The following is a 25,894-nucleotide window of genomic DNA, read 5'->3' as shown; positions in this document are numbered from 1 at the left end:
CGACCGGGGCCGTACAGGAACGGCGTCGTCAGCGGCGCGGACGCTCCAGAGTGAGCAGCAGGCCCTCGACCGCACCAGGCCCTATGCGGCCCTTGACGTCCGCGGACGTGATCGCCTTGAGGGCCCAGCCGTCCTCGGCGTGCTTGTTCAGAACCTTCTCCAGCTTGTCGCTGTCCAGCGCGTCTCCGATCAGTGACTCGCGGAAGGTGACGACCTTGTATTCGAGTGCGTAGGGGTTGCTCATGGCTGGGGCCTTCCCGTGGATGGATCGCCTGACGGAACCGTTGCCTGACGGAACCGGGGACAGCCAATCACCGTTCGGCGGTGCCCCACACGGCGGGGTGGGGGTCATGTCGGGGAGGTGGGCCGGTACCGCGTCAGCCCTGCGCCGGCACGTCCCAGCGGACGCGCACAGCCGGGGGCTTGCGGAAGACCAGGCCGCTGGGCGCGGTGGGCGAGGCCGGATCGAGCCGCAGGCCCGGGAGGCGGTCGAGGAGCGCGCCGAGGCAGGCGCGGGTTTCCAGGCGGGCGAGGTGGGCGCCCAGACAGAAGTGCGGGCCGTGCGCGAAGGCCAGCTGGAGGCGGGAGTTGCCCCGTCGCAGGTCGAAGCTGTCGGGGTCCTGGAAGATCTCTGGGTCGCGGTTCGCGCCGGCGAGCGAGACGACCACCAGATCACCGCGCCGCACGTCGGCCCCGCCGATCGTCACATCGGCCGTCGCGTAGCGGTCCACGACCGCCGCGGCGGGTTCCAGGCGGAGCGATTCCTCGATCGCCGCGTCGATCAGGTCCGGATCGGCACGCACGAGGGCGAGTTGACCAGGGTGTGCCAGCAAGTGCAGTACGGCGTTCGCGATCATGCCCTCGGTGGTCTCGATGCCGCCGAACATCAGCACGGCGGCGTTGGCGACCACCTCCGGCAGTTTCAGGCGCTTGCTCTCGGCCGCCGTGACCAGCAGCGACGTGTCGCCTCCCGCCGCGACCGTCGCCTCGACGCTTCCTCGCAGCTGCTTGAACGCCGTGGCCCCGGCGGGGTTCGCCGGCAGCCCGGCGGTGATGTCGGAGACGGCACTCACGATGGCGTCGTACCAGGAGAGCACCGCCTCGGCGTCCGCGCCGACCAGGCCCAGCGACTCGGCGACGACGGCGACGGCCAGCGGCCCGGCCACCTCCCGGCGCAGTTCGGCGCTGCCACGGGGCTGGATGCCTGCCACGAGCCGGGCGGCCTCCTGTTCCACGAACCCGGTGAACCGGTCGTGTACATCGTGCGCGCGGAACGGGTCGGTGAAGGGGGCGCGGTGCCGCTTGTGCTCGGCGCCCTCCAGGGAGAGCATGCTCGGACCGACCACCCGGGCGGTGGAGAAGCGGGGATCGTCCACCGTGAAGGTCGCCGCGTCGCGCATCACGCGCAGTGCGAGATCACGCCGGGTCACCAGCCAGCCGCCCAGCACGGGCAGCCACGAAACCGGTTCGCGGGCGCGCAGCAGGGCCAGCCGCGGGTGGGGGTCGTCCGCCAGCTCCGTGAGCGTGGTCGCGGAGCCGAGCGGAAACCGGCGCGCCGTCACCATGGAAGCTCCCCCTGTCCCCGTTCCTGGAATTCCGGTCTCCCCGGAGCCCACTCAGAGCGTATGCGTCCGCGGCTGTCCCTGGTGTGGGCGAAGCGACCCCCGGTGTTATTCAATGAGGTGTGCGGTCAGGGATCTCGGGGCCCCGTCGCACGAGTCCGAGTACGGTCCCGGCGCTGTGCCGGGGACTGCTGAGAGAACCGCATGGACTCCACACCCTCCCCTTCGTCCTCCTCGCCGTTCGACCTGGTCAGCAGCGCCCTGGGGCGCTACATACCGCGCGGTGGAGCGGCGGCGGCCGCCGGTCCCGCCGAGGCGCAGGGCGACCGCGCCCCCCGCCGGCGCATACCCGACGACCTGGCGGTCGGCCGTCAGGACCAGATTCTCGGCGCGGTCAACCTGGACAGGGATCTGAGGATCACCCGCCGTAATCTGGACGCCCCTGTGTTCGCGGGTCTGGACCCCGTGGTCGGGAGTCCCTTCGTCGATCTCCTGCCCCCCAGGGACGTACCGCCGGTCACACGGCGGTTGCGGCAGGTCCTGGAGACCGGTGAGGCGCACGTCGCCCGGATCCAGCGCCTGCGGCGCGGCGACGGGTCGGAGCTGGTGGTCTCGCTGAGCATCCTGCCCGCCGCGGTGCCTCAGGAGGGCCTGACCGTCTCCGTGATCGCCATGGCCAGGAGGCTGCACCTGTACGCCGCCGAGACCGCGATCGGCACCTCGCTGGACATCGGCGAGACCGCGCAGTCGCTGGCGCAGTCCCTGCTGGCCTGGGGAGACGTGGCCGCCGTCGATCTCGACTTCGCCGTGTGGACGGGCGAGGGAGTCTCCGGGCGGGGGCAGGGGCGCATCCGGCTGCGGCGGGCGGCCCTGGTGCCGGACCGGGCGTGGCCCGAGGGCTACGTGACTCCGGGCGGCGATCTTCCCAGCGACGCGAGTCGCCTGCTGGCGCAGGCGGTACGGCGGGACGACGCCCCGCAGGCCATCGTCATACCCGACCGGGAGGCGGTCGAGCGGGTGCTCGGCAGTGCACGGGTGACGCGTGCCCTGGTGCCCGGTGACCCGTCGGCGGGTGTGGCGTGCATACCGCTGGTCCTGGACGGCGCGCCGCCCGTCGTGCTGGGCCTGGCGGAGGTGTGGCGGCGGGCGGACTGCCCCTTCCGCGACAACGAACTGTTCGACCTCCAGGAACTGGTGGCCAGGACCGCCCATCACGTCGACCTGGCCCGTCAGCACCAGCGGGAGCACACACAGGTGCTGGCGTTGCAGCGCCGGCTGCTGCCCCGGACCGGCGGCGACACCGTCGAGATCGCCAGCGTCTACCAGCCCGCCACGCCCGACAGCGCGGGCGTCGGCGGCGACTGGGTGAACAGCTTTCCGCTGCCGGACGGCCGTACCGCGCTGGTGGTCGGTGACGTCGTCGGGCACGGCCTGGGAGCCGCGGCGACCATGGGCCAGCTGAGTATGGAGGCCCGCGCGCTGCTGTCCGCGGGGCTGGCGCCCGACGAGGTGCTGGAGCACCTGGACGAGACCGTGACGCTGCTGGACGACGCGGAGTCCGGGCTGGCGGCCGGCTACAGCGCCCTCGGATCGACCTGCTGTATCGCCCTCTACGACCCCGTCGGCCACCATGTGACGCTGTCCAGCGCCGGCCACCTCCCCCCGGTCCTGGTCTCCCCGGACGGGCACGCGGGGCCGCTCCCGGTCCGCCCTCATCCCGGCCTGGGAGCCGAGTTCGCGCTGCGGGAGCCGTTCGACGTGTACACGTTCGGCGCACCCCCGGGCTCGCTGCTCGCCCTCTTCACCGACGGCCTGGTGGAGGATCCGGCCGTGTCGATCGACGAGGGCATCGGCGGGCTGGCGGACGCCGTGTCCACGGTGCACCCCTGGGACTCCCTGCAGCAGGCGGCACGGCACGTCGTCTCCGCGCTGGCACCGGTGCCCCAGCGCGACGATGTGACCTTGCTGCTCGCGCGGATGATCGGCTACCGCAAGGGGGACACCGCGACCTGGCGGCTGCCCGCCCGCGACGACGCCCCCGCCCGTGCCCGCGCGCACGTCTCCGCGCTGCTGCGGCACTGGCGCATCAGGGACGCCACCCGGGACAACGTGCTCCTGCTGGTCAGCGAGCTGGTCACGAACGCCGTGCGCTTCGCCACCGGTCCCATCACGGTACGGCTGATCAGGTCCGGTCACGGCCTGCTGTGCGAGGTGGGCGACACCGGCAACGGCAGGCCGCGTCTGGGCCAGGGCGGCCTCCTCGACGACGGCGGCCGTGGCCTGCACATCGTGCACAGGCTCACCACCCGGTGGGGGGTGCGGTGGACGGACACCGGCAAGGTGGTCTGGGCGGAAGTCGCGAGGTGACGCGGCTGCGGGCGGGGGCGCGGCGGCGTGGGGGAGCGGCGCGTTCGCCGGCACGGGTTAGAGCCACTCCCCTTCCAGGGCGGTGGCGGTCAGGCCCGGTGCCGCCGCGTACAGGACGGCGCGACTGCCCGGCTTCTGCCCGGCGTCGTGCGCCCGGCGCATGATGTCGAACACGGCGGCGCCTCCGCGGTTGCCGCTGGTGTAGCTGTCCCGGCTGTGGTCCAGCAGCCCCGACGGCCACGCCTCGGGCATCGTCTGCTCCATGTACTCCAGCACCCGGGTCCCGCCGGGGTGCGCGAGCAGCACGTCGGGGTGCCAGGAGTCGGGGTCGTCCTGGTATCGGACGCGCAGCCACTCCCACATCGCGGTGACCGTCTCCTGTACGGCGCGCGGCCCGCGCCGGTCCATCACGAAATGGGTGCCGTCCGCCCGCGTCTCCAAACGGTGCAGGTCCTGGGTGCCGGGCAGGGTGTGGTGCCAGGCGGAGTCCAGCCGCAGTACCGACTCGCGCCGCGGGCGGCCCGTGACCACCGCGGCGACCGCGGTGTCCGCGAACAGCAACCGGACGATCAGGGACTCGAGGGTGTCGTCCGCGGGCTGGTAGGTCGTGCTCAGCGCCTCCGCGATCACGACCAGGACCACCCGGTCGGGATCCGAGGCCACGAGATCCGCCGCCAGTGCCAGGGAGCGGGTCCCCGCTATGCAGGCCCACTGCGTGGCCGGCAGCAGCATCACGTCGCTGCGGAGCGGAAGCCTGTTGGCCAGGGCGATGTCCAGACCCGGCAGTGCCGGGGTGGTGGAGTGACTGGTGATCAGGCAGTCGACGTCCGCGACGTCCAGCCCGGCGATCTGCAGGGCCCCGCGCGCCGCGTGCTCCCCGTAGGCCTGTACGGCCTCCCAGGCCGGCGCGGTGCGCTCCTGGACGGTCTGCGGCGCGGGTATCGCCTCAAGTGCGGCGATCACGCGGTCCGTATCCTGCTGGGTGAACCCGTCGCGCGCCAACGCCTCTTGGGCCGCCCCGATGCCGACAGCCCGCAGGCCACCGCCGTCGCCGGGTGCCACGGCGGCCTCCAGCGGCAGCATCCACCCGCGGGTCTCGATGCCCGTGCCGGCCGCGATGCCGTCGATCCGCGGCGCCCACGCCGCATGCGGATGCCGGTCGCGCACCTCCGCCACGATCTGGCTTGTCTCCACGGCGTGCTTGCCGTGTATCACGGCAGGAGGACAGAGGTAAGCGGCCATAGTGTGGCACCTTTCCGGAGGAAATAAGCAGGAATGTCACGAGTGATGTGGCATGGGTCACTCTGGGACGTCGAACCCAAGGGGTTGCCGACGGACTCCACTTCGGGAGCCGGTATGCGCGTCGAGCATGGACGCTAAATGGACATTTCCGCTGTGATGCAGACAACTTAGGCGCACTTTGGGGCGCGTGACACGGCACACACCACCGAGGCAGCGCTCCGCAGAGCGGCTACGCAAGCCTTACCTGACTTACGGTCAGCCAGGACGTGTCTCCCCGGGAGTGCGGCTCAGCGGCCCGATGTCGTCTTCGGGCCGGGCCGTGGTTCAGTCGCTGAGGTAGGCCAGTTCGGGGAAGTGGTGCTGGTAGGCGTCCAGCAGGCGTTTCGCGACGGTGTACGAGTCGATCAGTGGGTGGATCGTCAGTGCCCTGAGCGCGTGGGCGCGGTCGGTGGTGGTGGCGGCGTGGATCACCGCTCGCTCGGCGGCTTTGACCGCGTGGACCAGGCCCTGGCCGTGGTCCGGCAGGGGGGCTCCGGTGATGGGCCGGGCGCCGTTGGCGTCCACGTGGCAGGGGACCTCGATGACGGCGTCGTCGTCCAGGGCGGGGATCCGGCCGCAGTTGCGGACGTTGAGCACCAGGGTGGTGCGCTCGTCCAGGGCGATGGCCCGCATGAGCGAGAGGGCGACCTGCTCGTATCCGCCGGATTCCAGGTCGCACGAGTCCCGTTCGCCCATGCCGACGGCGTCGCGGTTCTCGGCCATGTAGGTGGTTTCGCGCTCCAGGCGGGTGGCGTCCCACGCGTTCCAGGCGGCGCGGGGAGCGGGCGAGCCGACGGCGACGGTGCCCAGGGACTCGTAGAAGCGCTGCTGCTGTGAGTGGAGGAAGGCTCCGCGCGTCTGGTCGGCGGCCCGCGCGGAGCCGACCGACTCCCGGTGGAAGTAGTAGTAGTGCAGGTACTCGTTGGGCAGCGCGCCCAGCGTGCGCAGCAGGTCGGCGCCGAAGAGCTTGCCCTCCTCGAACGAGGTCAGCGCGGCCTCGTCCGCGAACAGGGACGGCAGCAGATCCCGGCCGTCGGCGTACAGGCCGCACAGCCAGCCCAGGTGGTTCAGGCCCACGTAGTCCAGGCGGGTGCGGGCCGGGTCGACGCCGAGCGCGCCGGCCACGCGCCGGCCGAGGCCCACGGGAGAGTCGCAGATCCCGATCACACGGTCGCCCAGGCGGGCGGTCATCGCCTCGGTGACCATGCCGGCGGGGTTGGTGAAGTTGATGACCCAGGCGTCGGGCGCCAGGGCGGCGATGCGACGGGCGATCCCGAGCGCCACCGGGATGGTGCGCAGCCCGTAGGAGATACCGCCCGCGCCGACGGTCTCCTGGCCCAGCACGCCTTCCGCCAGGGCGATCCGCTCGTCCGCCGCCCGGCCGGCGAGCCCGCCCACGCGGATGGCGGAGAACACGAAGTCGGCCCCGGTGACCGCCTCGTCCAGGTCGGTGGTGACGGTGACCGCGGGCGGGTCGGGGCACCCGGCCGCCTGGTCGGTGAGGACCCTGCTGATGGTCGTCAGCCGGGAGGCGTGCAGGTCGTACAGGGTCACCTCGGTGACGCGTCCTTCACCACGGTCGCCCAGCAGCGCCCGGTAGACGAGCGGGACCCTAAAGCCCCCGCCGCCCAGGATCGTGAGTCTCATACTTCGACCACCTCAACTCCCGCCTCGCGCAGCCGATTGCAGGTCTTCTCGTCCCCCGGGGCGTTGGTCACCACGATGTCGAGCTCCTCCGGACCGCACACCCGGGCCATGCCGGTGCCGGGGAACTTGCCCGCGTCCGCCAGCAGGACCACCTGGGCGCTGGCGGCGATCATCGCCCGCTTGACGGGGACCTCGACGGCGGTGGTGTCCAGTACCTGTCCGTCGGGCCGTATCCCGCTGGTGCCGAGGAACAGCCGGTCGGCGTGCACCTGACGCAGGTTGTCCTCGGTGAGGAAGCCGACCAGCGAGCGGTACTCGCGCCGGACCACGCCGCCCAGCAGGATCAACTGGACGTCCTTGTCGTCCTGGAGTTCCTCGTAGACGGCCAGGTTGCTGGTCAGCACCGTCAGGGACCGGCCGTGCAGATGGCGGGCCACGCGGTGGGCCGTGGTGCCGATGTCGAGCAGCACGGTCTCCCCGTCCATGACGAGTTCTGCGCACCAGGCGGCCAGGGCGTCCTTCGCCTCGACGCGGATGCCGGCCACGTCGGCGAACGGGTCGTCCTCACCCACGGCGGGGGCGGCGCCGCCGTAGACCCGCTTGAGCAGCCCCTCGTCCTCCAGTTGCGCCAGGTCCCGCCGGATCGTGGCCTGACTGGCCCCGACCCGCTCGGCCAGGGCGACCACCGTGGTGGGCCCGTCCGCGCGCAGGACACGCAGGATCAGCTGATGTCTCCGGTCAGCGAGCATGCGGCTGACCATACTCGCGAACTCGCCAAACTCAAGCAAAGTCGCGCATGAATGTCTCGATACCTGCTTGACCCTTGTCAAACCCGCGCACCGGGTGCACTCTCTTGCGTAATTCGGAACCCAGGTCCGGACCCCACTCCGGTCAACCGAAGCGGACGAACGGCGCATTGCGCCGGAGCGGACGCGTCGGCACCGTCCGGGAGGACCAGGTCACACACCCCGGGTGGCTGAAGAGTTCCCACCACGCCGATGCTCTTCAGCCACCCGGCCCCCGCCGCGCCCCCTCCGCGGCCCACGACTCACAGGTCCTGTCGGACATGCCGGACACGCCGAACCCGCCGAAATCTAGGAGAAGATCGTGGACCTTTCCCGCAGACGATTCCTTCAGGCCGCCGCGCTGACAGCCGCCGCGGCGGGCGCCACCGCGGCGTGCGGCGGCGCCTCCGGATCCAGCGGCAGCAAGCACAGCAAGAACCTGACCCTCTGGTACTGGTCCGGAGGCCTGAGCGACAAGGTCGTCGCCGACGCCAAGAAGCACTTCTCCGACATCACCCTCAAGGCGGCCGTGGTCGGCGGCGACTTCAAGACCAAGCTGCTCACCGGCCTGCGGGCCGCTCAGTCAGCCCCGGACATCACCGGCATCAAGGGCGAGGACATCGCCTCCTTCCTGCCCAACGCCAACCGCTTCATCGACCTGAACACCCTCGGCGCGGACAAGGTGGCCCCGCAGTACCTGTCATGGAAGCTGAAGCAGGCCACCACGCAGGACGGCAAGCTCATCGGCTTCCCGATCGACATCGGCCCGTGCGCCACGTTCTACCGCGAGGACCTCTTCAAGAAGGCGGGACTGCCCACCGACCCGGCCAAGGTCTCCTCCGAACTGTCCACCTGGGAGGACTACTTCAAGGCCGGTGTCGAACTGCACAAGGCCGTGCCCAAGACCTACCTGATCAACAACATCGGCTCGGTGTTCTCGATGATCATCGGCCAGGGCACCCAGCGGTTCATCGACGAGAACGACAAGTTCATCGGCGACCAGGACCACATCCGCACCGCCTGGACCACAGCCGTGAAGCCCTACACCCTCGGCATCGACGCCAAGATCAACGACAACACCTGGAACGCGGCCATCAGCGGCGGCACCCTGGGCACCGAGCTCGGCGCCGCCTGGCACGCCCTGGACATCAGCAACGCCGCGCCGGGCGGCAAGGGCAAGTGGCGGGTGGCGACCCTGCCCGGCGGGCCGTCCAACCTCGGCGGGTCCTTCCTGGCCATCCCCGCGACCAGCGGCAACCCCGAAGAGGCCTTCAAGATCATCAGCTGGATCCTCAGCCCCGAGAACGAGGCCAGGGGCTTCACCGACGCGGCCCTCTTCCCGACCGCCCCGGCCGCGTACAAGCTGCCGGCGCTGACCGGAGGCGACCCCTACTTCGGCGGCCAGAAGACCATCGAGATCTTCGGCCCGGCGGCGCAGAAGATCCCCTCCGCCTACGAGGCCCCGGCCGACGCGGCGGTGTCCGCGCCCTACTTCAGCGAGCTGACCAGCATCGAGGCCAAGGGCAAGGACCCGGACAAGGCCTGGAAGGACGCGGTCAGCCAGGCCAAGCAGATCGCCCAGCGGCAGGGAGTGAAGTGAGATGTCGTCAAGCCCGGTAGCCGGCCCGGCCCCCACCGGACCGACCTCCGGATCCGGCACCGGAACCGCCGGAGTCAGCGGAGTGGCCCGAGCCGTCGGAGTCACCGGCCGATCGGTTTCCGACCGCCGCACGGGCGGTCCGGGGCGGCACCGCCGCCGGATCCGCCCGGTATCGGCCGGAACCCGGCCCGGGCCGCGGCGGCGGGTCGCCAGGCACTGGCCGCAGTACCTGGCCATCTCGCCGTACTACCTGATCTTCACGGTCTTCATGCTCTTCCCGGTGATCTACACCGTGTATCTGGCGTTCCAGAAGTGGGACGGCATCGGGGAGATGCACTTCGTCGGGTTCCAGCAGTTCCGCTTCCTCTGGGACGACCCGGTGTTCTGGCTGTCCGTCCGCAACACCCTCGTCATCTGGGTGCTGTCCACGGTGCCGATGCTCTTCCTCGCGCTGGTGCTGGCGGTGCTGGTGAACTCCACCAAGCGGTTCACCGCCTTCTACCGGGTCGCTCTGTTCATCCCCAGCATCACCTCGCTGGTGGCCATCGCGATCTTCTTCGGCGCGATCTTCAGCAACAACTTCGGCCTGATCAACGCCATCCTCAGGAGCCTGCACCTGTCGGCCGTGCCCTGGATGAGCAACGAGTGGACGATCAAGCTGGTGATCGCTGCGCTGATGACCTGGCAGTGGACCGGCTACAACGCCATCATCTACCTCGCCGGCCTGCAGGCGATCCCCTCGGAGGTCTACGAGGCCGCCACGATGGACGGGGCCGGCCCGGCGAGGGTCTTCTTCTCCATCACGATCCCGCTGCTGCGGCCCATCATCCTGTTCACCGTGGTGATCTCCACGGTGACCGGCCTGCAGAGCTTCACCGAACCGCAGGTGCTGTTCGGCAGCGAGGCGGCGACCAACCCCAACTCCGGCGGCCCTGGCCAGGCCGGTCTGACCACGCTGCTGTACTTCTACCACCAGGCCTTCGACAACAACGACTTCGGCTACGGGGCCGCGATCGTCTGGGCCTTCTTCCTGCTGATCCTGCTCATCGTCGTCATCAACTGGCGCCTGGTGCAGCGTAAGGAGCGACGGTCGTGAAAAGCCTGAACAGCTTGAACCGGAAGCGCCTGCGAGGGCTCAGCCTCCATGCCGTCCTGATGACCGGTGTTCTCGTCTCGGTGTTCCCGTTCTACTGGATCGTCGTCATGGCCACGAACACCTCGCAGGACATCTACCGCTATCCCCCCAAGCTGTGGTTCGGCGACAACCTGCTGACCAACCTCCATCACCTGTTCGACAGGATGAACTTCTTCGGATCGCTGTTCAACACGGTGATCGTCGCGGTCTGTACGACGGTGCTGGTGCTGTTCTTCGACTCCCTCGCGGCCTTCGCCTTCGCCAAGTACGACTTCCCCGCCAAGAAGTTCCTGTTCGCTGTCCTGCTGTCGATGTACATTCTGCCGACCCAGCTGGCGATCATCCCGCAGTACGAGATCATGGCGCAGCTGGGCTGGCTGGGCACGCTCAAGGCGCTCATCGTGCCGGCCGCCGCCAACGCCTTCGGCATCTTCTGGATGCGCCAGTACACCGGCAGCTCAGTCCCCGACGAACTGCTGGACGCCGCCCGTATCGAGGGCGCCGGGTTCTTCCGCCTCTACTGGCACGTGGTGCTGCCGTGCGTCCGGCCGGCCCTGGCGTTCCTCGGCATCTACACCTTCATCGCCGCCTGGAACGACTACATCCTGCCGTTGGTGATGCTCGTCAACCCCGACCGCCTCACCCTCCAGGTGGCGCTGGCCCAGCTGTACGCCGGGCACTCCACCGACTACAGCATGGTGATGTCCGGGGTGCTCCTGTCGGTCATCCCGCTGGTGCTGGTGTTCACCTTCTTCGCCCGCGGTTTCATCGCGGACGCCACCAAGGGCGCCTTGCGCTGAGGCGGGACCAGTGCCCGGTCTCACGCACCCCACGCGGCGGCGCACAGTGCCCGGTCCACCTCCTCGGTGTAGAGGGCGGCGGCCAGCCAGGCGCGGGCGAAGCGGGCCGTGTCGGCCGGGAGGAGGCGGCCGAACGGGTCGCGGGTGCGGTCCGCGGCGGCGGACCGGAGCTCGTCGAGCAGGTCGCCCGCGGTCGGCAGGCCGTGGCGGCTCAGGCGTCGCCCGTCGCCGTCGCCTTCCCCTGGGAAGGCCAGCACGCGGCGCCCACCGGAGGCCGCCTGGTGGACACGGCGGCGCAGCAGGTGGAGGGGGGCTTCGTCCGGGGCGGGGACGCCGGGTCCGGCGGACGGGGGCGCCCCTGCGGGCAGGTCGGCCTGCTGGAGGCGGTCGAGGCCGAGGTCCACGTGTGTGCCCGGACGCGTGGGGTGTTCGGCGGCGAGCAGCAGGGCGCGGGGCTGCGGGGACGGCGTGAGGCGGGCGACGATCCGAAGGCGGCTGCCCCGGGCCGCGGCCAGCAGGCGGAGGTTGTCGCGGTGGGGGAGCGCGGGGTGGTCGTGGGCGGCGGCCAGCCGGAGCACGCGGCCGTCGCAGTCGGCCAGCAGGCAGTCGCCCGCGGCCTCGCGGACCGTTCCTTCGAGGGTGACGTCGAGGAAGAGCAGGCCGTGTTCGTCGTTCAGGGCCCGCTCGACCTGTTCGGAGACGGGCACGGTCCAGAGCCGGTTCAAGGGCTCGTCGCTCCAGCCGGCGCCGGACGCGCGGACCGCCCGTACTCCGGCACCCGCGCCCAGCCGTCCCGTCGGCGAGACGGTGGCCCCGGAGACCGCGAGGCCCGCCCGTGACAGCTCGCGGTGGGTCAGGGCCGTGTCGCCGATGCGCACGGTACGGTCCGCCGCGCCCACGGCCCGCCCCGAACCGCCCGGGGCGACGTCCGGCACCGTGTAGAGACGGCCGTCGGCGTCGGCGGTCCAGGTGACGGCGCCCGCGTAGCCGGTCGCGGTCAGGACGGGTTCGGAGAAGAGGCCGTACAGGCGCAGCGAACCGTCCGGCACGTACGGCTGTCGTACGGTGCCGCGCAGGGCCACCAGGTCCGGGCCGGTGGCGGACGGCAGGCGGTGTGCGACGGACAGCGCCTCGCGCAGCGCGGCGACGAGGTCGGTGAGCCGGTACGCGGGATCGGCCGAGCGGGCCGCGCGCACCGCCGTGACCGCGGAGACCGCCGAGGCGGCGGCCCGGGGCAGGCCCGCCAGCCGTGCGGTGTGCGCGGCGCGCAGCAGTTCCGCCTGGAGTACCGCGCCCGCGCCGTCCGTGCCCGCGTCCAGCACGGCCGCGGACGCGTCGTGCACCGCGCGAGCGGCGGCGCGTTGGCCGGCGGTGGCCGTTTCCGGTTCGGCGAGAGTGTCCGATCCGGCGAGAGTGTCCGATCCGGCGGGGACGTTCGGTGCGGCGGTGACGGAGGCCGGTTCTTCAGCGAGGTCGGCCGAGTCGGTGGCGCCGGCGACAGGTGCCGCCGACGCCGCCGCGGCGCGGTGCAGGCAGTCGGGAGCCAGCAGGCATCCGCAGCGGATCGCGTCCGCGTTGGTCACCGAGCCGCCGGGGGCGTGGAGTTCGAGGTGTGTGTCGTCGTCGACGGCGATGCGCACGGTGTCGCCGTCGACGACGGTGGGCCGGGCGGCGAGCTTGGTGACGCCCGCGTCGAGCCGCTTGCGCAGCCGGGGCGACAGCGCACCGACGAGCTCGGCGGTCACGGCCGGGGCGACCGGCGGGAGGTCCGGGTTCATGCGATCTTCTCCCCTACCCAGCGGGCGAGTTCGAGCGGGCTGAGGGCGGCGACGGGCATCCCCGCGGCGACGAGCTGTCCCGCGACACCGGTGGAGTACCTGGGCCGGCCGGTGTCGTCGAGGCTCGCGCAGCCCAGGACGTGGCAGCCGGCCCCGACCAGGGCGCGGACCTCGGCGAGCAGTCCGCCGAGCGGGTAGCCCTCCTCGAAGTCGCTGACGACCACGACGAGGGTGCGGGACGGCACGGTCACCAGTTCGCGGGCGTGCCGGAGCCCCGCCGCGATGTGCGTGCCGCCGCCCACGCTCACCTCGAGCAGCAGCGACAGCGGGTCCTCGACCCGGTCGGTGAGGTCGATGACCTCGGTGGAGAACGCCAGGAAGTGCGTGGACAGGGTGGGCACCCCGGCCAGCACGGAGGCCGTGAGGGCGGCCCAGACCGTGGACGCCTCCATGGACCCGGACACGTCGGTGACCAGGATCAGCCGCCAGTCGGCGGCCCGCCGGGCGCGCGTGCGGAATACGGGCCGCTCAGGGACGACCCGCACCGTGCCGTCCGGTCCGCGCCGCGCGGTCGCCAGGTTGGCCCGCAGCGTACGGGGCAGGTCGAGACCGCCGCCCGGGCGCCGGCTGGGCCGGGGCAGGGCCGTGCCGTGCAGGGCGGGGCGCAGCCGCGTGGCCAGCTGCCGGGTCAGGGCGTCGACCAGGCGCCGCACGAGCGGACGCAGCGCGGCCAGCCGGGCCTCGGGCAGCCCGCCCGCATGCCGCAGCACACTGCGCAACAGATCGACCGAGGGCCGTACGGCGTCGGGGTCGAGCTCGGCGAACACGTCCCGTCGGCCCGCCGCGGCGGCCGCCGCCAGCACCTCCTCCCGGATGCCCGGCCCGAACAGCGCCGCCAGTTCCTCCGACCACTCCCGCACCCCGGGATACGGCGTCTCCCGTCCGCCCCGGCTCCCGCCGCCGGTGAGATCGCCCCGGCTGCCCTCGCCGCGTCCGCTGCCGTACAGCTCGTCCAGCGCGGTGGCCAGGGCGGCGGCCTCTCGGGGCAGTCGGTCCTTGGCGCGGCCCAGCAGCAGGCGCCAGCGGTCGGCGGGGGCGAGCCGGTTCGGCTCACCGGACGTGTCGGGGGAGGCGGCCGTTGCGGTGACGGGCCCGCCCTCCTCCCGTCGGCTCGCGGGCGGCGGAAGCAGGCCCGTCGTCCGCAGCAGCTCGCGGGCCGCCAGGTCCGCGCGGGTCCAGGTGGCGAGGGCAGCGGGGTCGATGTCGCCGGTGTCCGCCAGGTGGCCGGTGTCCAGCCGCTCTTCGACGGCGGCCAGCAGGCGGTCGCGGGCGGCCGGGCCGAGCGTGTCGAACCCGCCCCGCAGCGCGGGCAGCCGGTCGAGGAAGTCCTGGTCGCCGAGGTCCGACACACGGGCGAGCAGGGGCTCCAGAGCGGGCGGCGCGGCCTCCAGCAGCTGGCCGGCGGCGGTCAGCAGCCCGGTGAGCCGGGCGGCCAGCGCGGACCGGGACTCCGGATCGCAGGCGGTGTTCACCCAGGAGGCCACGCGCCCGCCGAGCGCCCGCGCGTCTTCGTACCCGAGAAGCACGCGTACGGCGCCGGCGGCGCCGCGCATCAGCGGGGAACCGTCCGCGGCCAGGCGGGCGAGGGCGTCGGTGAGCCGGATTCCGCCCAACTGGTCGGCGCGGTGTGCCAGGGCCAGCAGGGCGTGGGCGTCGGCGGGGTCCTCCGAGCCGGTGAGCCCGTCCACCTGGCGCACCGCGGCGGCGGTGAGCAGCTCGGCCACGGCCGCCGCCCGGGCCGTGCGCCCCTCGTCAGTGCCGAGCCCGGCGATGTGCCCGGATCGCCACCGGTCCAACAGGGCGAGGCCGGCGAGGAGTTCGGGCAGGGTGCCGGTCTGCGGCAGCACCTCGGCGGTGTCGGCGAGCCGCTCGTCCGCGAGGCCGGGCAGCCCGCATTCCGCCGCCTGCTCCAGACCGTGCAGGGCCTGCGCGGCGGTGGGCCCGCCCTCGTCCCGCTCGGCGTGCCGCCGCTCGCGCAGCAGACCTTCGGCGGCCTGGGCCGGGGTGACCCCGCGCACTCCGGCCGTGGCCAGCATGGCCGCGGTGGCAGGCGTCCAGCGCACCTCCCAGCGGGAGGTCAGCGCCTCGGCGCCGCCCGCGCCGACGACGTCCTTCGGCTCCGCGTACGGCACACGGCACACCGTCAGGCGGCGCAGCAGGAGTTCGCGGCGGCGGTCCAGATCGGAGCGCAGCGGGTCGAGGCGCAGATCCCGGGGCGCGCCGGACGCGCCGGCCTCCGGCCCGGGCAGGCCCAGCGCCGACAGCTCCGCCTCCACGGCGGGGGCGAGTCCGCTGCGCGGCGCGCCGGGCGCGGGGCGCCCGCCGCGCGTGCCGACGAGCACCCGCTCCATCGCCCGGGCGACGGCCCGGCCCCTGCCGTACGGCTCGCCCTGCGCCAGCACCGTCTGCACCGCCTCGACCAGCTCGCCCCGGCCCGCGGCGGGCAGACCGCGCAACCGCGCGAGGTCTCCGGCGAGCCGGCTGATCTCCCGCGCGTCGGCGGGCCCCGACGGATGACCGAGGGCACGCAGCTCGGCGCACACCCGTACGGCCGCCCGGGTCAGCGCCTCCTCCAGTGCGGCCGGGTCGCCCGCCGCCCCGAGGACCATGTGCTGCCACTCCGGATCGCGGATGCCGGCCGGGTAGCCGGAGCGTTCGTCCAGCAGGGCGTAGGTGTAGGGGATGAGCGAGGTGGTCCAGGCGGGCCCGTCACCGCTCTCGACCGGGGCGCTGGGGTCCGGGCCGGTCTCCTCCAGCGAGGGCGCCAACGCCGGTGCGTGGAAGGCACCGACGACCACGGCCGCCCGCTCGCCCCGCGCCGTGGCCTCGGCCAGCCGGGCACGCATCCACCGCTCGCGCCGCAGGTCCACCTGGGGGACCCCGCCCGAGGCCGCCGCGTCCTCGCGCAGCGCCCACCCCGTGAGCAGTGCGGCCCGGCGCACCGCCTCGGGCGGCGAGCCCGGCGCGGTGGCCTCGACGAGACGGTCCCACAGGTCGTCGCCGGGGCGGCCGGTCAGCCGCGACCGCAGGGCCACGGCGAGGCCCGGCCCGCCGGCCGCCGGTCCCGGGCCACGCCGTTCCTCGCCCCACGCCCGGTCGGCCAGCGGCAGATCGCAGGCGAGGACCGGGATCTCGTGGCGGGCCGCCCAGCGGACGGCGGCCAGCTCGGGGGAGAAGTCGGCGAAGGGGTAGAAGGCCGGCCCGCCGCCTCCGCCGCCGGGCGCGGCGGCGAGGGCGACCGGGGCCCGGGTCTCCTCATGGCCGAGCCAGGGCAGCCACTCCTGGAGCTCGGCGGGGAGTTCGACGAGCAGCACGTCCGGCTTCGCGGCGTCCAGCAGCGCCGGCACGACCGCGGCGAGGGAGGGCGCGTGGTGCCTTACACCGATGAGGTAGGGCGCCGCCGGGTCGGTGAGAGCCGCGACGGCCTCATCGGGGGAGACGGCCGCACCGGGGGCGGGGGAGACGGGCACGGCTGTCAGCCCTCCAGGACCGTGCGCAGGTCCCACAGGGTGCGCCAGGTGGCGGAGCCCTGCTCGGCGCGGCGCCGCACGGGGCCGTCCCAGTAACCGCGCAGCCGGGCCGCGTCGGCCGGGTCGTCCTTGCGGACCACGCCGAGCAGATGTCCGGGCAGCAGTCCGAGCACGTCGCGGTCCCCCGGGAAGTAGGCGGCGGCCAGCCCCAGCGCGCCCGCGACGGACACCGCTTCGGCGGTGCTCATCACCGTGGAGGGCCGCTCCACCTCCCAGCCCTCCGCCGACCGGCCCTCGCGCAGGTCACGGAAGGCGGTGACGAGGGCCTCCAGGACGGCGTCGTCCACCTGGAAGGGCGCACCGGCCCGCTCGACGGCGGCCCGCGCCTGCCTTCGCACCAGCGCGGTCTCGGCGTCGAGGTCCGGGATCGGGCCCACCGTCTCGAAGTTGAAACGCCGCTTGAGCGCGGCGGACATCTCGGAGACGCCCTTGTCCCGCAGGTTGGCGGTGGCGATGAGGTTGAAGCCCGGCGCGGCGTGCGCGAGGGCGTCCTCGGTGCCCGTCAGCTCGGGGACCGCGATGCGCCGCTCGGAGAGCAACGACACCAGCGAGTCCTGTACTTCGGGCAGGCACCGGGTGACCTCCTCGACCCGTCCGATGGCGCCCCGGCGCATCGCGGCAAGCACGGGCGAGGGCACGAGCGCCTCCCGGCTGGGCCCCTTGGCGAGCAACAGGGCATAGTTCCAGCCGTACTTGAGCTGGTCCTCGGTCGTGCCCGCGGTGCCCTGCACGACCAGGCCGCTGGTGCCGCACACAGCGGCGGACAGCAGCTCCGACAGCATGGACTTGGCGGTGCCGGGCTCGCCGACGAGCAGCAGGCCGCGCTCACCGGCGAGCGTGACCACGCACCGCTCGACCAGCGCGCGGTCGCCGACGAACTTGCCCTCCACCACCAGCCGGCGCGGCACGCCCGCGGGCGCCTCCGCGTCGTCGGGCAGCCGCAGCGCCCGCCCGTCGCTGCCCATGACGAACGTGACGACGGCACGCGGGGTGAGCCGCCAGGCGGGCGGGCGCGGCCCGTCGTCGTACGCGGTGAGGAAGGCCAGCTCGGTGGCGTACCGCTCCTCGGGCGGGACGATCTGCCGGGTGGTGTCGGGGACGAGGGTGGTGGTCATCGGCGGCGGTCCTCAGGTGCGGTGGTCGAGGGAGTCGTGGTGCTGGGGCTGCTCATCGGCGGCGCCCCCTGCGCGTCGCCCGCGTGGTCAGCTCCTCGTACGTCGGAGCGTCTCCGGCGCGTACGCGGTCCCAGGCGCGGGCGAACAGCTCGGGTACCGGCAGCGGAGGTACGGCACGGCCGTGGCGGGAGACCGGGTAGAGGCCTTCCTTCCAGGTCTCCACCGGCAGCGCTGGGGACTTGAGGTCGTGCCAGCCGCACGGCAGGAACAGGGTGCGTCCGGCGCGCGGCCGCTTGGCCTCCACCACCAGGTCGGTCCCGGCCAGTTCGGCGCGGGCCTTCCGCAGCCGGGCGGGCTTCCAGCCGGTCCAGCGGGCGCAGTCGCGGTCCGTGGGGTCGGGCAGGGCCAGCAGTTGCAGGTAGAGCGCCGCCGCGTCCTCGCTCAGCCCCTGTGCCCGGGCGACCTCGGCGACCAGCGCGGGCACGCTGAGGGTGGGGTCCTGGGCGTGGCCGGCCGGTCCGTCCGCCGCGACACCGGCCTTGAGCGCCCGGTCGAGCTCGTCGCCGAGGATCGTCCGCAAGGTCCGCAGGCCGTCGCCCCGCCCGGCGCCGACCAGGCCTTCGAGGAGCAGCAGGACGTCGTCGTCCGGGCCGGTGAGCCCGGCCGGGCGGACCAGGACGCTCTCGCTGTCGCCGTACCAGGGGCGCAGGACGAGTGCCTCGCCGACCCGGGTGCGCCCGTACGCGTCCGCGCCGCCGGTGGCGGGCAGCCCGTACGCCTTGCGGAGTTCGACGGCGGTCGGACCGCCCTTCTCCGCCCAGGCGACGTCCAGATCGAGCAGCAGCTCCGGGTCGGTGAGCCGGCGGCGCAGCGCGGCCAGGGCGTCCGGCAGGGCGGCGCGCAGCGGATGACCGTACGGCAGGTGGTAGGCGAGCGTGGCCAGGGCGGCGACGGCGCCGGTCAGGTCGTACCGGCTCGGGATCGCCGTCGGGTCGGCCCAGGCCGGCTGGCCGTCCTTGTCGGGGCGCAGGACGGTGGTGCGGCTCAGCCAGGGCGTGCGCCCGGGGTTGAGCACCGCCTCGGCGGCGCCGGCGCCCACGGGAAGCTCGGCGGCGAGCTCCTCGGTCAGGCGGACGAGCGAGCCGTGGCGCTCGGCCCACACCCGGCCGACGGCCTCGATGTCCGGGCCCGAAGTCCACAGGTCGGCCGGGTCCTCGGGCAGCAGCGCGGCGACGAGCGCGGCACGGCCGTCCGCGCCGAGCGGGGCCAGCATGCGGTTGCCGAAGTCCACCTGACGCGACTTCAGCCCCATGATGGCCAGCACCTCGGTGTCGGGATGGTCCGGCAGACCGGCGAGCAGCACGGTGGCCTGCACGGGGCCCAGACCCTGGCGCGTGGCGGCGGCGAGCGCGGCGGGTGCCTCGGGCCGCCAGGGCGCGGCGCCCTTGTCCCGGATCAGCCGGGTGACGCCGGCCAGCCGATCGGTGGAGATCTCCGGCGTGTGCCGGGTCTCCCTGTCCAGCGCGAAGTGGGCGACGGCGCCGAACGCGCCGGTCGGGTCGTGGTCGAGGGCCAGCCAGTTGACCCGGTCGTGCTGGGCGTCGATGCTCTGGCAGCCGAGGACGACCACGGTGCGGCCCTCGCGGCGCAGCACCTGCCCGGCCCGCTGCTGCTTCTCGTGCGGTTCGCTCAGCACGACCTCGCGGAGCGTGTCCCCGCAGGCGGTGACGAGCGGGCCCTCGGTCATCGCCTCGAACAGCAGGAGCAGCGCCTCCCGCTCGGTGCCGGGCAGGGCGGTCGAGGCGGCGCGGTGGGCGAGGGGGCGCAGCGCGGACAGCAGAGGTGTCCACACCATGCCGATGCCGGGGATGGTGTGCTCGTCGCCGCGCCAGCCGTCGCCGAGCGCGGCCGTCTTTTCGCGGTCGGGCAGCGGCTTGCCGTCGGCGGGCTTGCCGGACAGCACGTGGTTCACGGACCGGACCTGACGGAGCACGCTCCACCGCTGTCCGCCCCACCACGAGCCCAGGCGGGCGAGGCCGGCGGTGGCCGTGTGCAGCGCCTGGTCGTCGCCGAGTTCGGGGCCGTAGTCGGCGAACATGCCCTCGGTCCGCCGGATGTCCGGCCGCGTCCGCTCCACGGGTGGGGCCGCGAAGGCGGCGGCCGACTCGGCGATCCGCAGCGCGGTACGGACGAGGGCGGCGACGCCGATGAGCATCCGCTCGTCGGCGAGGCCGGGCAGGGCGCGGGACACGGCCTCGCGGGCGACCTCTTCGGCGCTCGGCACGCCGAGGCCGCCGCCGGTGTCCGGGCCATGGATGATGCTCTTCCGGGCCGCGGCCTCCCGCTCCCGCCGCTCGGCCAGCGCCGTGGCCGTGACCCGCTGCACCTCGGCGACCTGCTCGTCGGTCAGCGCGCGCAGCACGGCCGACGACCGTTCGTCGCGGGGGCGCAGGGCGTGCCAGAAGGCGACCGGCGGCACGAACCGGGTGCCGGCGGCGTACTCACCGCCCTGCTCGTTCACGGTCACCCGGCCGAGCGACCCCGCTTCCGACGTGTCCTCACCCGAGCACAACCCGACGATCAGGTGAGTCCGGGTGACCACGGGCTCGGCGCCGCCGGGCAGCCGCAGCGTGCCGAGCGGAAGGCGGCGCCCGAGCCCGGAGCCGGTGGTGGGCAGCGTGACGGTCCGGCCGTCCGGGGTGCCCGCGGTCGTCACCTGCTCCGGGCCCTGGCCCTCGCTGCGCACCCAGCGGCCGAGTACCGTCCCGTCCGTGCCGAACGGGCTGTTCTCCAGGCCCGGTTGCAGTGGCAGGACCTCGCAGTGGTCGACGAGCAGGGACGCGTCCTCGCGGATGCCCGACTGGAGGAAGGCGGGCAGCGAGGCCCGGCCGTGGTCGCCGGTGGCGGGGTCGTACTCGAGCCACACCGTCTTCCGGCCCTGCCTGCCCTGCCGCCAGTACGTGGTGCCGTCTCCGATGACGGCACGGCCGGCCGGCAGAACGGTGTCTCCGGCGTGCAGCGTGCGCCCTCCGGTGGCCCGGCCGCCGCCGGGCAGCGGGATCGAGGCCGTGCCGGTGTCGTGGACGGACCAGTAGCCGGGCAGCTGCTCGCCGGCGAGCGGGAACACCTCGGACGGCCTGGCGGACCAGTAGCCGAACTGCTTGCTGCCCTGCCGCCACATCACCAGCAGTTCGCCGTCGGTGTAGCGGAAGCGGGGGCGCTGCCAGCGGTCGAGGTCGCCGGGCAGGCGCAGCTCGTGCTCGAGCAGGATCCCCTCGGGGCCGACGACGACCGCCTTGTGCTTACGGGCGAGGATCAGCCCGGGCCAGGCCTCGGTGACGGACAGCGTGTTGTCCTCGCCCTTCCTGGGCTTGCCGTCGAGCAGCCGCAGCCCCTCCTCCAGGGCGGGCCACCCGAGTTCGTCGAGGATGCCCGTGCGCAGCGTCCGGCCGAGCAGCGGCGCGACCGCGTGGCGCGCGATCCGGGCGACGGCCTCGGGGCTGACCTCGCGGGCGACCACGCGGAAGGGGCGCATCCGGTCGAGGGCCGCGCGGGCGCCGGGCAGGCCCACCGCGCGGGTGAACTCACCGGTCGCCTCGTCCAGCCACTCACGCAGCACGTCACGGAGCACGGGGTGGGCGGCGAGGGCGGCCAGCACCTCGGGCGTCGCCCGCTGCCCGTTTCCCAGCGTGCCGACGGCCCGGTGCAACAGGTCCCGCAGGCGCGGGTCCGCGGCGGCGGCGACCAGATCGCGCCGGCCCGGCAGGGTGGTGTCGGGCAGCCAGCGTTCCAGGGCGAGGTACACGTTCACGTCGGCGCCGGGCACGGCGAGCGCGATGCCCTCCGCCGCGCACAGGTCCAGCAGGTCGAGGTCGGCACCGGCGGACCAGCGCCCGGCGAACAGGTCGACGGGCCGCCCGGCGGCGCGCAGCCTAGGCGCCATCCGCTCGACGAGCGCCAGGGTGGCCGGGGAGCGGCGGGAGTAGGCGCTGCCGTGCTTGCGGTGCAGCGCCCAGCGGCTCAGCCAGTCGGCGGCGTCGACACCGGGCCCCGCGTCGACATCGAGCCCGGCGCCGGCCGTGTCAGCGGTGTCAGCCGTGTCATCGGCATCTCCGGTCAGCAACCGGTCCGCGCCGCTCTCCGCCAGCAGCGTCAGCCAGAACTCGTCGTCCTCCACATCCCGGCCCAGCCCGGCCGGCATGATCTCCAGGAGCCGGGCCCGGATCGCCGGCCGCTGTTCGGCGAGGACCGGCAGGGTGGCGCGGTAGGCGGTCCAGAAGGAGGCGGGTGCGCGGACGGCGGCGGGCGAGGCGATCAGGTCGGCGAGGAGGGCGCACTCCTCGGTGACGCGGGGCAGCCCGGCCGCCTTGATCAGAACGCGCGCGTCCTGCGGCAGCGAGGCGTACGGCGGCATCCCGGCCGCGCAGCGCTCGACCGTCAGCTGCCGGAACTGCGCCCACGCCTCGGCCGGGTCGAGCCGCCGCGCGAGGTCCTTCACATGCTCCTTGAGTGCCTTGACGGTCAGCGCCCCGGCGAAGGCGAACTCCAGGAACACCGCCCGCTGCCGCTCCTCGTCGACGGTCAGCGCGTGCACCCGCTCGGCCTCGCGGGCCTTGCCGAAGAAGGCGGCGGCGTACGTGGTGTTCTCGTGCTGGAGGAAGACCCGGGCGGCCTGCTCGTAGAAGGTCGGCAGGAAGTGCGGCACGGCCCGGCCGAGCCGTACGCCGAGCGCCTCGAAGCCGTCCTTGGCGTTGCCCGGGCGGGACTTGGCCTGGCGGGCGAGCCGCTCCACGTCCTTGACCAGGGCCAGCGCGTGGTGCCCGTTCGCCGGGTCGTTGACCAGCGCCCAGGCGGGGAAGCCCAGCGTCTCCCGGCGCACCTGCCCGACCTCGGGCGTCTCCGGCTCCCGGGTCAGGCCGAGGAACTCGAGCGCCAGGTCCTCGGCCTCGCCGAGGGTGCCCGGCACGAGCCGGACCACCTGACGGTCGTCCAGGGCGGGGTGGATGTACGTGCGGACGGTCAGGGTGTCGGCGTCCTCGCGGACGGTGCTGCCCGGGGGCAGGACGGCGCCGGAGTCCAGCAGCGCGGCGACGGTGGTCTCGTCGTAGGTCGTCATGCCGCCCGCTCCTCGTCCTCGATGTCGCGTCCGGCGTACAGCGCGGCCGCCATGCGCATGCCCTCCGACCAGGCGACCGGCCCGACCTGACCGAGCTTCAGTGCCCGGCCGCCGGTGCCGGTCCACATCAGCGGTCCGGTCTCGGTCTCCTGGTAGCCGTCGTAGTCGCCGATCCACACCCGGGCCTCGGTCCCGCGGCCGTCCTCCAGCACGGAGCACACGGCGTTGCCCCCGCGGACGCGGTAGCCGAGCTGGGTGGCCCGGCCGTGCAGGAAGCGCAGCTCCTTGAACGATCCGCCCGCGTACGTCTCGACCTGCGTCCCCTCGGCGTCGACGACGACCGGGCGGGGGAACACCTCGCGGAAGAGCTGCTGGGCCCGCTGCTCCACGCCGAGTTCGACGGCGAACTCGCGCAGCTCCTCGAGGTCGTCGAGGAGCACGGGGTGCGGGACGCGGACGAGGCCGGGGGCCATGCGCACGGTGTCGCCGTCGAGGTCGACGAGGCCGAGGCCGCGCTCGGGGTCGGCGTCCCGCAGGAATCCCGCGACCGTGCCGTCGGCGCCGGTGACCACCAGGTCGCGCAGGGCGGCCTGCCAGGCGGGGTCGGGCCACACCCGGGCGATGACGGCGAGCGGCACGGGAAGCGAGCGCACCATCCACTTCTCGACGTCGGCCAGGCACTGCCGCTCGTGCCGCTCGAGCCACTCGACGAGCTGCCGCAGCCCCACCACCGCCGGCTCGTCGGCGAGCTTGGCGGGGACGGACTTCAGCCGCCGGCCGGACGCGTTGCGGCACACCACCTTTCCGGCTTCCAGGGCGACCTCGTAGTCGCCCGCCCGCACCCACCCCATACGTGCCTCCCCGCACCGCAGTGATCAAGTGACGGGAACTCTAGGACAGGCCACTGACAACGCCGCGCGGGTGGAGAGGCGGGGAGGCGGAGAGCGGGGAGGCGGGGAGTCACCAGCGCGGCAGCAGCAGCTCGTACTCCGGGTGGAACCTGCGCATGTACCCGGTGTCGTCACGGCTGCGTACGCCGGAGTCCACGTACAGCCGGTGCAGCCGGTCCAGGGCGTCGTGGTCGAGCTCCACCCCGAGGCCCGGGCCGGTGGGGACCTTGATCTCGCCGTCGCGCAGTTCCAGGGCGCCGGGGAGGATCACGTCGTCGGCCGAGTTCCACGGGTAGTGCGTGTCGCAGGAGTGGTCCAGGTTGGGGATCGCGGCGGCGACGTGGGTCATGGCGGCGAGGCTGATGCCCAGGTGCGAGTTGGAGTGCATGGACAGGGCGATGCCGAACGCCTCGCAGACGGCGGCCAGTTCGCGGGTGCGGCGCAGTCCGCCCCAGTAGTGGTGGTCGGTGAGCAGGACCTGGACCGCGTCCTGTTCGATGGCCGGCCTGAGGTGCTCCCAGGCGATCACGCACATGTTGGTGGCGAGCGGCAGCGGCGACTCACGCGCGACCTCGGCCATGCCCGGGATGCCGCGGGTCGGGTCCTCCAAGTACTCCAGGACGCCGTCGAGTTCGCGGGCGACGTACTTCGAGGTCTCCACCGTCCAGGCCACGTTGGGGTCGAGGCGCAGCGGCTGCCGGGGGAAGGCCTGAGCCAGCGCCCTGATCGCGGCGATCTCCTCGTCGGGCGGGAAGACACCGCCCTTCAGCTTGAACGAGCGGAACCCGTACCGCTGTTGCATCAGCCGGGCCTGCTCGACGATCCCCGCCGGGTCGAGGGCCTCGCCCCAGTCGTCCCGGACGGCGGGGCGGCCGTCGAGGGCGGGATGTTCGCCCCACTTGTAGAAGAGGTAAGCGGCGAAGGGCACGGAGTCGCGGACCGTGCCGCCGAGCAGGTCGACGACCGGGCGTCCGAGGAGCTTGCCCTGCGCGTCCAGGCAGGCCACCTCGACGGCCGAGGTGGTCCAGCCGCGCTCGTGGGAGCTGGGCACGGTGGGCAGCAGGGCGGTGTCGATCGCGGCGGCCACGGCGGTCGTGTCGAAGACGTCCATGCCGACGACGGTCTTCGCGGCTGCCTGCAGCCGCTCCAGGCGGGCCTCGCCGCCCGGGGACTCGCCGAGTCCCACGGTGCCGTCCTCCAGCACCAGTTGGAGGATGATGCGCAACGCCAGGGGTTCGTGCACCCCGTTGGAGTTGAGCAGCGGCGGGTCGCGGAAGGCGATCGGGGTGACGATCAGTTCGCGGATGCGGGTCGTCCCAGTGGTCATGCCCGCACCACCTCCAGTCCGTGGTCGATGAGTTTCGCGAGCCGGGCGACGTGCTCGGGGGTGGGGTCCAGCAGAGGGGCCCGTACGCCGCCGACGTCGAGTCCGCGGAGGGTCACTCCGGCCTTGACGAGAGACACGGCGTATCCGGGTACCTCGTCGCGGAGTTCGACGAGCGGCCCGTAGAACTCGTCGAGGAGCGTGTGCACCAGCGGCGTCCGGTTCTCGGCGAGCGCCTGGTGGAACGCGAGGGCGATCTCGGGCGCGAACGCGAACACCGCGGAGGAGTAGAGCTCGACGCCGATGCCCCGGTAGGCGGGCGCGGTCATCTCGGCGGTGGGCAGGCCGTTGAAGAACTGGAAGTCCGCGCGTACGGCCCGCACGGCACGGACCACGCGGTGCATCCGCTCGATGTCGCCGGTGCCGTCCTTGAGGCCGACCACCCCGGGCAGCGCGGCGAGTTCGGCGGCCGTGGACTCGGTGAGCCGTGCGGTGCCGCGCTGGTAGAAGACGACCGGCAGCGAGGTCGCGGCGGTGACCTCCCCGACGTACCGCAGCAGGCCCTGCTGCGGCGCGCTCACGAGATAGGGCGGCAGCAGCAGGATGCCGTCGGCGCCCGCCCGTTCGACGCGTCCGGCCTGGTCGCGGGCGACCGGTACCGGACCGCCGGCCGCGGCGAACACCGGTACCCGGCCGGCGGTCGTCTCCACCGCGACCCGCGTGGCCCGTTCGATCTCCCCGGCCGTCAGCGCGTGGAACTCACCGGTGCCGCAGGCGACGAACACGCCGCCCGCGCCCGCGGCGACCCCCGACTCGATGTGCCGGGCCAGCCGTTCCTCGTCCAGCGAGCCGTCCGCGGTGAACGGCGTGACCGGGAAGAACAGCACTCCTTGGAACTTCATGT

Annotated in this window: 16 protein-coding genes; 4 read left to right on the top strand and 12 right to left on the bottom strand. The window is 73.4% G+C overall.

Annotation, left to right across the window (positions count from 1 at the left end):
* Nucleotides 1–28 precede the first annotated feature (28 nt).
* Both ACH45E_RS02555 and ACH45E_RS02550 read right to left on the bottom strand, forming a co-directional pair.
* Complete coding sequence (locus ACH45E_RS02555; RefSeq protein ID WP_053666946.1) at nt 29–244, bottom strand: DUF4177 domain-containing protein; 216 nt, start codon at nt 242–244, stop codon at nt 29–31.
* Between the two features lie 133 nt (nt 245–377).
* On the bottom strand, nt 378–1,565 hold the full coding sequence (locus ACH45E_RS02550; RefSeq protein ID WP_361435975.1) for a cytochrome P450: 1,188 nt from the start codon (nt 1,563–1,565) through the stop codon (nt 378–380).
* 201 nt (nt 1,566–1,766) lie between these two features.
* Between ACH45E_RS02550 and ACH45E_RS02545 the strand changes: the two genes are divergently transcribed.
* On the top strand, nt 1,767–3,929 hold the full coding sequence (locus tag ACH45E_RS02545) for a SpoIIE family protein phosphatase (RefSeq protein WP_361435977.1): 2,163 nt from the start codon (nt 1,767–1,769) through the stop codon (nt 3,927–3,929).
* A 57-nt stretch (nt 3,930–3,986) separates the two neighbouring features.
* On the opposite strand, the gene ACH45E_RS02540 is transcribed toward ACH45E_RS02545, so the two are convergent.
* From ACH45E_RS02540 to ACH45E_RS02530, 3 genes are all read right to left on the bottom strand, one after another.
* Nucleotides 3,987–5,171 (bottom strand): type III polyketide synthase, encoded by a 1,185-nt coding sequence (locus ACH45E_RS02540; RefSeq protein WP_361435979.1) that lies wholly within the window; start codon nt 5,169–5,171, stop codon nt 3,987–3,989.
* A gap of 324 nt (nt 5,172–5,495) precedes the next feature.
* On the bottom strand, nt 5,496–6,857 hold the full coding sequence (locus ACH45E_RS02535) for a 6-phospho-beta-glucosidase (RefSeq protein ID WP_361435981.1): 1,362 nt from the start codon (nt 6,855–6,857) through the stop codon (nt 5,496–5,498).
* Complete coding sequence (locus tag ACH45E_RS02530; protein WP_361435983.1) at nt 6,854–7,606, bottom strand: DeoR/GlpR family DNA-binding transcription regulator; 753 nt, start codon at nt 7,604–7,606, stop codon at nt 6,854–6,856. The genes ACH45E_RS02535 and ACH45E_RS02530 overlap by 4 nt, the downstream gene beginning before the upstream one ends.
* A gap of 358 nt (nt 7,607–7,964) precedes the next feature.
* On the opposite strand from ACH45E_RS02530, the gene ACH45E_RS02525 reads away from it, so the two are divergent.
* The 3 genes from ACH45E_RS02525 to ACH45E_RS02515 all read left to right on the top strand — a co-directional run bounded on the left by ACH45E_RS02525 (nt 7,965) and on the right by ACH45E_RS02515 (nt 11,177).
* Complete coding sequence (locus tag ACH45E_RS02525; protein WP_361435985.1) at nt 7,965–9,242, top strand: extracellular solute-binding protein; 1,278 nt, start codon at nt 7,965–7,967, stop codon at nt 9,240–9,242.
* 160 nt (nt 9,243–9,402) lie between these two features.
* Entirely contained in the window at nt 9,403–10,338 is a 936-nt protein-coding gene (locus ACH45E_RS02520) for a sugar ABC transporter permease (protein ID WP_361436843.1), read from the top strand.
* A gap of 59 nt (nt 10,339–10,397) precedes the next feature.
* Nucleotides 10,398–11,177: a carbohydrate ABC transporter permease gene (locus ACH45E_RS02515; RefSeq protein ID WP_361436846.1), complete on the top strand. Its 780-nt coding sequence runs from the start codon at nt 10,398–10,400 to the stop codon at nt 11,175–11,177.
* Between the two features lie 20 nt (nt 11,178–11,197).
* Here ACH45E_RS02515 and ACH45E_RS02510 read toward each other — a convergent pair whose 3' ends face one another.
* The 7 genes from ACH45E_RS02510 to ACH45E_RS02480 form a co-directional block, all read right to left on the bottom strand.
* The gene (locus tag ACH45E_RS02510) at nt 11,198–12,955 is read right to left on the bottom strand and encodes a hypothetical protein (RefSeq protein WP_361435987.1); all 1,758 of its coding nucleotides are present in this window, start codon (nt 12,953–12,955) and stop codon (nt 11,198–11,200) included.
* On the bottom strand, nt 12,952–16,485 hold the full coding sequence (locus ACH45E_RS02505; protein ID WP_361435989.1) for a DUF5682 family protein: 3,534 nt from the start codon (nt 16,483–16,485) through the stop codon (nt 12,952–12,954). The genes ACH45E_RS02510 and ACH45E_RS02505 overlap by 4 nt, the downstream gene beginning before the upstream one ends.
* A gap of 5 nt (nt 16,486–16,490) precedes the next feature.
* Nucleotides 16,491–17,660 carry an AAA family ATPase gene (locus ACH45E_RS02500; protein ID WP_361435991.1) on the bottom strand — a complete coding sequence of 390 codons (1,170 nt, stop codon included), beginning with the start codon at nt 17,658–17,660 and terminating at the stop codon, nt 16,491–16,493.
* A gap of 52 nt (nt 17,661–17,712) precedes the next feature.
* On the bottom strand, nt 17,713–22,776 hold the full coding sequence (locus ACH45E_RS02495; protein ID WP_361435993.1) for a hypothetical protein: 5,064 nt from the start codon (nt 22,774–22,776) through the stop codon (nt 17,713–17,715).
* Nucleotides 22,773–23,627, bottom strand: a complete 855-nt coding sequence (locus tag ACH45E_RS02490; RefSeq protein WP_361435995.1) for a DUF4132 domain-containing protein — start codon at nt 23,625–23,627, stop codon at nt 22,773–22,775. Before ACH45E_RS02490 ends, ACH45E_RS02495 begins: the two co-directional genes overlap by 4 nt.
* Before the next feature lie 109 nt (nt 23,628–23,736).
* Nucleotides 23,737–24,993 carry a glucarate dehydratase family protein gene (locus ACH45E_RS02485; RefSeq protein WP_361435997.1) on the bottom strand — a complete coding sequence of 419 codons (1,257 nt, stop codon included), beginning with the start codon at nt 24,991–24,993 and terminating at the stop codon, nt 23,737–23,739.
* Entirely contained in the window at nt 24,990–25,892 is a 903-nt protein-coding gene (locus ACH45E_RS02480) for a 5-dehydro-4-deoxyglucarate dehydratase (protein ID WP_361435999.1), read from the bottom strand. Before ACH45E_RS02480 ends, ACH45E_RS02485 begins: the two co-directional genes overlap by 4 nt.
* Nucleotides 25,893–25,894 lie beyond the last annotated feature (2 nt).

The organism is Streptomyces sp. NPDC020299 (genome assembly GCF_044387825.1).
Classification (GTDB): Bacteria; Actinomycetota; Actinomycetes; order Streptomycetales; family Streptomycetaceae; genus Streptomyces.
This window is presented reverse-complemented; position numbering and strand designations above follow the sequence as displayed.

Excerpts from the sequence above, each read along its gene's own strand:
- ACH45E_RS02535 (WP_361435981.1), bottom strand. The coding sequence starts at position 6,857 with ATGAGACTCACGATCCTGGGCGGCGGGGGCTTTAGGGTCCCGCTCGTC.
- ACH45E_RS02530 (WP_361435983.1), bottom strand. The coding sequence starts at position 7,606 with ATGCTCGCTGACCGGAGACATCAGCTGATCCTGCGTGTCCTGCGCGCG.
- ACH45E_RS02555 (WP_053666946.1), bottom strand. The coding sequence starts at position 244 with ATGAGCAACCCCTACGCACTCGAATACAAGGTCGTCACCTTCCGCGAG.
- ACH45E_RS02510 (WP_361435987.1), bottom strand. The coding sequence starts at position 12,955 with ATGAACCCGGACCTCCCGCCGGTCGCCCCGGCCGTGACCGCCGAGCTC.
- ACH45E_RS02485 (WP_361435997.1), bottom strand. The coding sequence starts at position 24,993 with ATGACCACTGGGACGACCCGCATCCGCGAACTGATCGTCACCCCGATC.
- ACH45E_RS02495 (WP_361435993.1), bottom strand. The coding sequence starts at position 22,776 with ATGACGACCTACGACGAGACCACCGTCGCCGCGCTGCTGGACTCCGGC.
- ACH45E_RS02480 (WP_361435999.1), bottom strand. The coding sequence starts at position 25,892 with ATGAAGTTCCAAGGAGTGCTGTTCTTCCCGGTCACGCCGTTCACCGCG.
- ACH45E_RS02545 (WP_361435977.1), top strand. The coding sequence starts at position 1,767 with ATGGACTCCACACCCTCCCCTTCGTCCTCCTCGCCGTTCGACCTGGTC.
- ACH45E_RS02515 (WP_361436846.1), top strand. The coding sequence starts at position 10,398 with ATGACCGGTGTTCTCGTCTCGGTGTTCCCGTTCTACTGGATCGTCGTC.
- ACH45E_RS02490 (WP_361435995.1), bottom strand. The coding sequence starts at position 23,627 with ATGGGGTGGGTGCGGGCGGGCGACTACGAGGTCGCCCTGGAAGCCGGA.
- ACH45E_RS02500 (WP_361435991.1), bottom strand. The coding sequence starts at position 17,660 with ATGACCACCACCCTCGTCCCCGACACCACCCGGCAGATCGTCCCGCCC.
- ACH45E_RS02550 (WP_361435975.1), bottom strand. The coding sequence starts at position 1,565 with ATGGTGACGGCGCGCCGGTTTCCGCTCGGCTCCGCGACCACGCTCACG.
- ACH45E_RS02540 (WP_361435979.1), bottom strand. The coding sequence starts at position 5,171 with ATGGCCGCTTACCTCTGTCCTCCTGCCGTGATACACGGCAAGCACGCC.